The sequence below is a fragment of the Streptococcus sp. genome, assembly GCF_030528045.1.
Lineage (GTDB): Bacteria > Bacillota > Bacilli > Lactobacillales > Streptococcaceae > Streptococcus.
The window spans coordinates 24,711-33,209 of sequence record NZ_JAUMZR010000020.1; the positions used below are offsets into that span (position 1 = coordinate 24,711).

Genomic DNA, 8,499 nt, shown 5'->3' on the forward strand with positions numbered 1-8,499 from the left:
AAAATTGTGCAAGTATTTTTTCACATTCCTGTAAATTTTGGTCTTCTTCTTTCAGAATGCGCTCGAACCCCTTCTTTGAAATCTTCAGTTAGAGATAACGATTCTTGTAGTTTCAATTCTAATTCAGCATAATTCTGCCAATCCTTGAATTGACTTTCCCAAACTAACTTTTTAATCGCTGCGTATGAGTTTGCTGAACCTCTTCTTAATTTTTTCAGAACTTGTTCTCTTGTTTTTTCTAATTTGTCAACTTCACAAACACGGTATACCACGCCCCATTCTAGCGCTTTTTCAGCAGTCAAAGCTTCACCTGTCATGGCAAGTTGTGCAGCCCGTGTTACCCCGATACTACGACTCAAGAGATGAATCCCACCAGCGTCTGGCGCCAAGCCCACTCCGACAAAGGCTTGGATAAATTTTGCCTTGTCAGTCGCCAAACAAAAATCAACTGCTACTGCCATATTTGCTGCAGCACCAGCAACCGCTCCATCTACCTCCATCAAAACAGGTTTAGGAATTTGCTTGATTTTAAAAGAAATTGTATTGACTAATTCTGCAATCTTATTCAAAGAAGGGATATCATCTTCGTCTACTGCTCGTTTCATCTCAACCAAGTCTCCCCCAACTGAAAAGACCTTCCCATTCGCATTAATCAAAATGAACTGCACAGCTTGATCCTGCTCTGCTAGGGTCAAAGCTTCTAAAATTTCCTCACACATTGGGATATGGAAACCATTTGCCACTTCGGGACGATTCAAAGTAATGATAGCCAGATCATCTACGATCTGATATAAGATATGATTCATAGCTTCTCCTTTTCTTTTATAAGGCAATAAAATTGTTTTATCATCAAAGTATACCTTTTTTTGGATAAAGAGGCAAGGAAAAACTAAAGGAAAGTGTCTCAGCTGATTATTTACCCATCATTTATGAGTGTAAGTAAAATTTGACACTCTTACTTTTAAACGGTTATCGCTTTTCAGAATAAGTTAGTGTTTTCTTCTATTATAATAGGAAGTTATTTTCTTCATTGAAAAATGCCCCTCTTTCTGCTATAATCGTATAAAATGCTTACTTGAGGAGTCCTTATGAAGGTTGTAAAATTTGGCGGAAGCTCGCTTGCCTCTGCTGGTCAGTTAGAAAAAGTTTTAAACATCGTTAAAAGTGATAAAGAACGCCGTTTTGTAGTCGTTTCTGCACCCGGCAAACGCAAAGCTGAAGATACCAAGGTGACTGATGCCTTGATCAAATACTATCGCGACTATGTGGCTGGAAATGACATCAGTGCTAGCCAAAGCTGGATCATTGACCGTTATGCCGCTATGGTTAGTGAACTAGGGTTAAAACCTGCTGTCTTAGAAAAAATCTCTAAAAGTATTCGGGCATTGGCAACTCTCCCTATAGAGGACAATGAATTTCTCTATGATACCTTCCTAGCAGCTGGAGAAAATAACAATGCCAAATTGATTGCAGCCTACTTTAACCAAAACGGTATCGATGCACGCTATGTTCACCCAAGAGAAGCTGGAATTGTTGTCACAAGTGAACCTGGAAACGCACGTATCATTCCATCTAGTTATGACAAGATTGAAGGCTTGGCTGATAGCACCGAAGTCCTTGTCATCCCTGGTTTCTTTGGTGTGACTAAGGAAAATCAAATCTGCACTTTTTCACGTGGAGGTTCAGATATCACAGGTTCTATCATTGCAGCAGGTGTTAAGGCTGATCTCTATGAGAACTTTACAGACGTAGATGGTATCTTTGCTGCCCACCCTGGTATTATCCACCAACCACACTCCATTCCTGAATTAACCTACCGTGAAATGCGTGAGTTGGCTTACGCTGGATTTTCAGTTCTTCATGACGAAGCTCTTCTACCCGCTTACCGCGGAAAAATTCCTCTTGTCATCAAGAATACCAACAACCCTGACCACCCAGGAACACGCATTGTTTTAGAACACAGTAGTGATAAATTCCCAGTAGTAGGGATTGCGGGTGACTCAGGATTCGTCAGCATCAACATGTCAAAATACCTCATGAACCGTGAAGTCGGGTTTGGTCGCAAGGTTCTTCAAATCCTTGAGGACCTCAACATCGGTTGGGAACACATGCCTACAGGTATTGACGATCTTTCAATCATCCTCCGCTCCCGTGAATTGACTCCTATCAAAGAAGAAGAAATTCTACGTCAACTCGTTCAAAAAGCTGAAGTGGACCATGCTGAAATCGAACATGACCTTTCCATCATTATGATTGTTGGAGAAAAGATGAAGAGCCATATCGGGGTAACTGCTACTGCAACACGGGCTTTGTCTGAGAATAAAATCAACATCCAGATGATGTCCCAAGGTTCAAGTGAAGTTTCCATCATGTTTGTTGTCAATAAAGAGCAAGAAAAAGCAGCTATCAAGGCTCTCTATCATGCCTTTTTCAGTGAAAGTAAGGAAGACTAATCATGGCCCAATCACTCAATCAAGTCATTGACCTCCAAACCACTGGGACATCTTACCTCTCTATCTCTGGAAAAGTTGGAAAATTTCTAGTTGGGGATCAAGCCTTAGAGTTTTATCCTGATGTCAATGTCGAACAATATATCCAAATCCCCTGGTCCAGCATTCAGCAAATAGGAGCTAATGTAAGTGGTCGCAAGATAAGCCGTCACTTCGAAGTCTTCACTGATCAAGGAAAATTCCTTTTTGCTTCAAAAGACTCTGGAGCTATCCTCAAAATCGCTCGGAAGAAATTAGGAAACGACAAGGTTGTGAAACTTCCGACTCTAGTCCAGACCATTGGACAAAAACTTAAAAATCTATTTGCAAAAAAGTAGAAACTTTAGTATAATCATAGCAACGGATAAGTAAGTTATCTCCTTCTTTCAGAAAGTCTGCGGGTGCTGCGAGCAGATAGGAGGGATAGGTGAAATTCTACCGTTGTTCACAATTAAATACTCAATCAAGTGCACACCTGTGAAGTTGGATGGAACCGTGGCCCTGCCACTCCAACACTTTGTCAGGTGTGCTTTTTTCATAAAGGAGTTCTTATGTTAGATATTAAACGTATTCGCACAGACTTTGATGCTGTCGCTGAAAAATTAGCTACACGTGGTGTAGATGCTGCTATCTTAAATGAGATGAAAGAAATCGATGCTAAACGTCGTGACATCTTGGTCAAGGTTGAAACGCTCAAAGCAGAACGTAACACAGTTTCTGCTGAGATTGCCCAAGCCAAGCGCAACAAGGAAAATACCGATGACAAGATTGCTGCGATGCAAACCCTATCTACTGAAGTCAAAGCCTTGGATGCTGAATTGGCGGACATCGATGCTAAATTGACAGAATTTACCACTACTCTTCCAAACATCCCTGCCGACAGCGTTCCTGTTGGGGCTGATGAAGATGACAATGTGGAAGTTCGCCGTTGGGGGACTCCGCGCGAGTTTGACTTTGAACCAAAAGCTCACTGGGATCTTGGTGAAGACTTGGGTATCCTTGACTGGGAACGTGGTGGAAAAGTAACGGGCGCTCGTTTCCTCTTCTATAAAGGACTGGGGGCTCGTTTGGAACGTGCTATCTACAACTTCATGTTGGATGAGCATGGTAAAGAAGGCTATACGGAAGTTATCACACCATACATTGTTAACCATGACTCAATGTTTGGTACTGGTCAATATCCAAAATTCAAGGAAGATACTTTTGAATTGAAAGACACTAATTATGTCCTCATTCCTACAGCTGAAGTGCCGCTTACAAACTACTACCGTGATGAAATCCTTGACGGTAAAGACCTACCAATCTACTTCACTGCTATGAGTCCATCTTTCCGTTCTGAGGCTGGTTCAGCTGGTCGTGATACACGTGGCTTGATTCGTCTACACCAATTCCACAAGGTTGAGATGGTCAAATTTGCCAAACCAGAAGAATCTTATGAAGAATTGGAAAAAATGACAACTAACGCTGAAAATATCCTTCAGAAGCTCAACCTTCCATACCGTGTCGTTGCCCTCTCTACTGGAGATATGGGCTTCTCAGCTGCCAAGACTTATGACTTGGAAGTTTGGATTCCAGCCCAAAATACCTATCGTGAAATCTCAAGCTGTTCAAATACAGAAGATTTCCAAGCTCGTCGTGCTCAAATCCGTTACCGTGATGAAGCCGATGGCAAGGTGAAACTCCTTCACACTTTGAATGGTTCTGGACTTGCAGTTGGACGTACAGTGGCTGCCATTCTTGAAAACTATCAAAATGAAGATGGCTCTGTGACCATCCCTGAAGCTCTTCGTCCATATATGGGTGGAGCTGAAGTTATCAAACCATAAAAATAAGGCCTAGCTATTTCTGGCTAGACCTTTTTTCGTAACCAAATCAGATAAGCCCCCAATACAAAGAATAAAATAGTGAGGCATATAACAGTTTCAGCAAACACCAGATAATCCAGAAATGGAAGTTTCAAGATCCCCTGAGCCATCTTGAGCGAAGTAGCTGTGATAATGGTTGGAAAGGTGAGGGCTGAGAAAGCTGGTTGAAATCCTTGTTTTAAAATATTGGGTAGGCGAGTCAACACAAAGAAAAAGAAGGATTGAGATGCCAAAATCATGACAATCAAGAGCCGAGTCGGTAGGCTTGCTCCTCCAACTCGAACTAGAGAAGCCAAGAGTAGGGAAAATGGAGCACAGTATATTCCTTCCTGTCCAAGCAAGGCCACTGGGAGTGGATCTTTCTTTAAATCACTATAAATAAGGGGATAGAGATAGAAGGTCAAGACAAAACCAAAACTCAAGGTCGCATAGGCAATTTCAATGATACCGACAAGAGGATAGGTCAAGGCTGCTACTGCTATCCCCACATAGAGTACCGTCCAGCTAGGAGTCGCATTGACCCTCCGACCTGGACAGGCAAATTTGATGGTAAAAGTAGTAATCAAAGCCAAATCCAAGAGAAATGAAAACCACCAGATCCCTTGTGCTACTATAGGAAGAGCAGGGAATACGCGAAAGACATAGGTCGATAAAATCATCCCAGCCATGGGAAAGGTGGCCATCCCAGATAAAAGAGGGGGCTTGGTCAATTCTTGCTTGGTTTCTTCCCAATTAAAAAGATGAAGAATCAGAAAGAAAATCCACAACACTAGACCAATCAGACTCAATAAATGCGACAGAACTGGCCAAGTATCTGCAATCAGATTTCCTGCACCTGTTAAACCTAATAAACAGCCAGAGAATACTAAGGGGAGCTTTTTCATCCGAGCCTCCAATAATCATGTTATTATTAGTATAGCATAAAAGCGCTTAAATGAGGACTTAAAAAACGAAGTTGGAAATTCAAACTTCGTTTTTATTCTACTATTTTTCAACACGTTGCTAAGATATGGCGCAACTGAACAGCACTTGGAGAAACAATCGGAAGAAAGGCTCCTTCATTCCAACGACGGATAAAACCAGATGTTGATTTGCTAAAGTAGCCTCTACCTCCACCAGCTTGTAACTCTAACAGAAGACTTTGAGCAATTATGTCCACAATGTCTATTCTTAACTGAAAGAGTTCACGCGGATTGGTAACGAAATAGGAACGATCAGACAATCCCTGATAAAGAGCTTGTCGAATAGCATCTAACTGCTCTATCTGGTATTGCCATTCATCTGTTAATACACTTCGTTTCCCCAATTCTTTTTTTACTTCTGATAGGGAGCGTTCAGCTAATCCAAAAGCCAAACCAAATTGGCAACCTAAAAAAGCGGGACGATTTTGAGTTAAAAACTCTTTAGCATTCTTGGATAGAATCCACTCTTCTTTTAAAGTAACCCGATTAAAGGTCAATGCAGCAGTGTTTCCTCCCTGAAGAGAAATAAATTCTAAGTCTTCCGAGCGACTAAAATTTTCCGCGTCTGATGGCACAGCCACCACATAACTTTTACTTGGATCATCTGCAAATCCTGCCACAAAAATGGTTAAGAAACGATTTTTACGGGCATTGGTTACCCATGGTAGTCGCCCTTTTAGATAAAATTGTCCATTTTCTTCGACGATATAAACATTCAGCTCTTCTAAATTAGATAAATACTTGACAGCATTAGACAGAGCAGTTGCGCCTGCATATTCACCAAACAAGAGTTTTTCCAGATAGTTTTCTTTCAAATAGGAATTCTCTGAATTGAGAATATTGTCAATTAGGGTACGTTGTCCCCAGGAAATAAATGAGGCCGTCAAGGAATGTTGTGCAAGTTCTGCAAGGATATCAATGACATCTTGATCGCTTCCGTCTGAACCGTCGAGAGATTCTGGAACACCTACACGAAAAGCTCATTCTGCTGCAATCCTTTCAATCAGTTGCTCTCCAGCCTCACAAGACTGTTTATCAATTTCATCAGCATGCTGGTCCAACCAGCTCAAAAACTCTTCAGAAAAAAATCCCATACTCTTTCCTCCTTTTATGCATAAGGTTGCAACTCTGGATTGATTGGCGTATTGGCTAGGTTGTTGGCATAGTTGCAAAGGCTGGCAAGACTAACACCGAGAACCACATCCAAGGCATTTTGTTGCGTGTAGCCAGCTTCCAAAAATTCAGCCAAGGCTTCATCTCCTACACGCCCTTTGGTATTGATGACCGCCAAGGTAAACTTAGCTAGAGTATCTAGTTTTGGATCTGTCTCGATTGGAGTACAGTTGCGGAGTGCTTGTAGAAGATCATCATTCATCTGGATTTGTTTGATTGAAAAGGCTGTGTGACCTGCGACGCAGAAAGCACAACCATTGGTTACGGCAGCTGTGATTTGTACTACTTCGCGTTCCACTGGTGTCAGGCTATTGCGGCGGTTGATAGCTCCGACAGTTCGGTAGGCTTCAAGCGCGGTAGGAGCATTAGCCAAGAGACCGATTAGGTTGGGAATATAGCCGTTGTTGTCTTTTTGTACTGTTTCAAGAACTTCTTTTACTTCTGCTGGTGCTGATTCTACTGTGTGGATGGTAAATGTTGTCATAAGAAACCTCTTTTCATTTTATTGTCATTTAGTCTATCATAGAATTTTCCACTTGGATAATATATATTTTCAATCGCCTTGATAGGAAATGTCTATGAAATGAAAAAATCACACTAAAAGTGTGATTGGGTTAGTGTTTAAAATACTTTTTAGTCTCAGCAATGACGACTGGCGACAAGAGCAAGAGGGCAATCAAGTTTGGCAGAGCCATCAAGGCGTTGACGATATCTGCGATAATCCAAACCATATCCAACTCGATAAATCCTCCCAACAAGACCATGACTACAAAGACTACACGATAGAGCCAGATAAAACGAACACCAAAGAGGAACTCAAAACAGCGTTCTCCGTAGTAGTTCCATCCGAGAATCGTCGTAAAGGCAAAGAGTACAAGGAAGATGGTCAAAAGAGCAGGTCCAAAATGTGAAAAAACTGTAGAGAAGGCTGACTGAGTCAAGGCAACTCCATTCAAATCACCACTCCAAACACCAGTTACCAAGATTGTTAAACCAGTCAACGTACAGATAATGAGGGTATCAATAAAGGTTCCTGTCATGGAAATTAAGCCTTGCTCGACAGGCTCATTTGTCTTAGCTGCAGCCGCTGCAATGGGAGCAGAACCAAGACCAGATTCGTTAGAGAAGACTCCCCGCGCCACACCATTTTGGATAGCCATCCGAATGCCGGCACCTGCAAAACCACCTACCGCGGCCGCCGGACTAAAGGCTGAAGTAAAAATCAGGGCAAGTGTAGTCGGAATTTTCTCGATATTAAAGAGAATAACTGTAAGAGTCCCTAAAATATAGACAATAGCCATAAAAGGAACAACTGCTGTCGAAACTTTTGAAATGGATTTGAGGCCACCAAAGACGGCAAGCCCTACAAAAATGGATAAAATCAGAGCCGTGATAGCTGGATCAACTTGGGCTGTATTTTGAATAGATTCTGTAATCGAATTGACTTGGGTAAAGGTACCAATCCCTAGAAGGGCTACCAATACACCCGCTAGGGCAAAGAAGATAGCAAGTGGACACCACTTTTCTCCCATCCCCAAAAGGATGTAATGCATGGGTCCTCCAGCTACAGCTCCATTTGCATCCTTAGTACGGTATTTGATGGCAAGTAAGCCTTCGGCATACTTGGTCGCCATCCCAAAAAAGGCTGCCATCCACATCCAAAAGAGGGCTCCTGGTCCCCCAACCTTAATGGCTGTTGCGACCCCGATGATATTTCCCGTACCAACGGTGGCTGCTAGAGCCGTACAGAGAGCAGCAAAGCTCGACACATCGCCATGCCCCTTATCCTTGGTAAAGATCAGCTGAAAGGCCTTAGGGAGACGAGCCACCTGCAAAAGTCCTAGTCGGATGGTCAAATATATACCCGTTCCGACCAATAAGATCAAGAGGGGAGGCCCCCAAACGAAAGCATCAAGCGCTTTAAGCAATTCTAACGTGTCCTTCTCCTATCTTTCGGCTCTATAATATCTGTAGTGGGTAAAAACCACTATGGAAATTATGGAGCTTTTT

The 8,499-nt window shown here is 42.3% G+C and carries 7 protein-coding genes and 1 pseudogene; 3 read left to right on the forward strand and 5 right to left on the reverse strand.

Annotated features, from left to right (window positions below):
- Positions 1-20: 20 nt before the first annotated feature.
- The gene (locus Q4A91_RS05285; RefSeq protein WP_001015588.1) at positions 21-806 is read right to left on the reverse strand and encodes an enoyl-CoA hydratase; all 786 of its coding nucleotides are present in this window, start codon (positions 804-806) and stop codon (positions 21-23) included.
- 282 nt (positions 807-1,088) lie between these two features.
- Between Q4A91_RS05285 and Q4A91_RS05290 the strand changes: the two genes are divergently transcribed.
- From Q4A91_RS05290 to serS, 3 genes are all read left to right on the forward strand, one after another.
- A complete protein-coding gene (locus Q4A91_RS05290) occupies positions 1,089-2,453 on the forward strand; it encodes an aspartate kinase (protein WP_303209561.1) in 1,365 nt (454 codons plus the stop codon).
- Positions 2,454-2,455: 2 nt separating this feature from the next.
- Positions 2,456-2,827, forward strand: a complete 372-nt coding sequence (locus Q4A91_RS05295; RefSeq protein WP_125413464.1) for a DUF956 family protein — start codon at positions 2,456-2,458, stop codon at positions 2,825-2,827.
- Between the two features lie 213 nt (positions 2,828-3,040).
- Positions 3,041-4,315, forward strand: coding sequence for a serine--tRNA ligase (gene serS / locus Q4A91_RS05300; RefSeq protein ID WP_303209562.1), 1,275 nt, complete (start codon positions 3,041-3,043; stop codon positions 4,313-4,315).
- 23 nt (positions 4,316-4,338) lie between these two features.
- Here the strand turns inward: serS and Q4A91_RS05305 are convergent, their stop codons facing one another.
- The 4 genes and pseudogenes from Q4A91_RS05305 to Q4A91_RS05320 form a co-directional block, all read right to left on the reverse strand.
- Positions 4,339-5,238: a TDT family transporter gene (locus Q4A91_RS05305; RefSeq protein WP_303209563.1), complete on the reverse strand. Its 900-nt coding sequence runs from the start codon at positions 5,236-5,238 to the stop codon at positions 4,339-4,341.
- A gap of 107 nt (positions 5,239-5,345) precedes the next feature.
- Positions 5,346-6,410, reverse strand: a pseudogene (locus Q4A91_RS05310) (acyl-CoA dehydrogenase).
- A 14-nt stretch (positions 6,411-6,424) separates the two neighbouring features.
- A complete protein-coding gene (locus Q4A91_RS05315; RefSeq protein WP_303209564.1) occupies positions 6,425-6,973 on the reverse strand; it encodes a carboxymuconolactone decarboxylase family protein in 549 nt (182 codons plus the stop codon).
- Positions 6,974-7,103: 130 nt separating this feature from the next.
- Entirely contained in the window at positions 7,104-8,417 is a 1,314-nt protein-coding gene (locus Q4A91_RS05320) for a sodium:alanine symporter family protein (RefSeq protein WP_303209565.1), read from the reverse strand.
- Positions 8,418-8,499 lie beyond the last annotated feature (82 nt).

Excerpts from the sequence above, each read along its gene's own strand:
- Q4A91_RS05285 (WP_001015588.1), bottom strand. The coding sequence starts at position 806 with ATGAATCATATCTTATATCAGATCGTAGATGATCTGGCTATCATTACT.
- Q4A91_RS05290 (WP_303209561.1), top strand. The coding sequence starts at position 1,089 with ATGAAGGTTGTAAAATTTGGCGGAAGCTCGCTTGCCTCTGCTGGTCAG.
- Q4A91_RS05295 (WP_125413464.1), top strand. The coding sequence starts at position 2,456 with ATGGCCCAATCACTCAATCAAGTCATTGACCTCCAAACCACTGGGACA.
- serS (WP_303209562.1), top strand. The coding sequence starts at position 3,041 with ATGTTAGATATTAAACGTATTCGCACAGACTTTGATGCTGTCGCTGAA.
- Q4A91_RS05305 (WP_303209563.1), bottom strand. The coding sequence starts at position 5,238 with ATGAAAAAGCTCCCCTTAGTATTCTCTGGCTGTTTATTAGGTTTAACA.
- Q4A91_RS05315 (WP_303209564.1), bottom strand. The coding sequence starts at position 6,973 with ATGACAACATTTACCATCCACACAGTAGAATCAGCACCAGCAGAAGTA.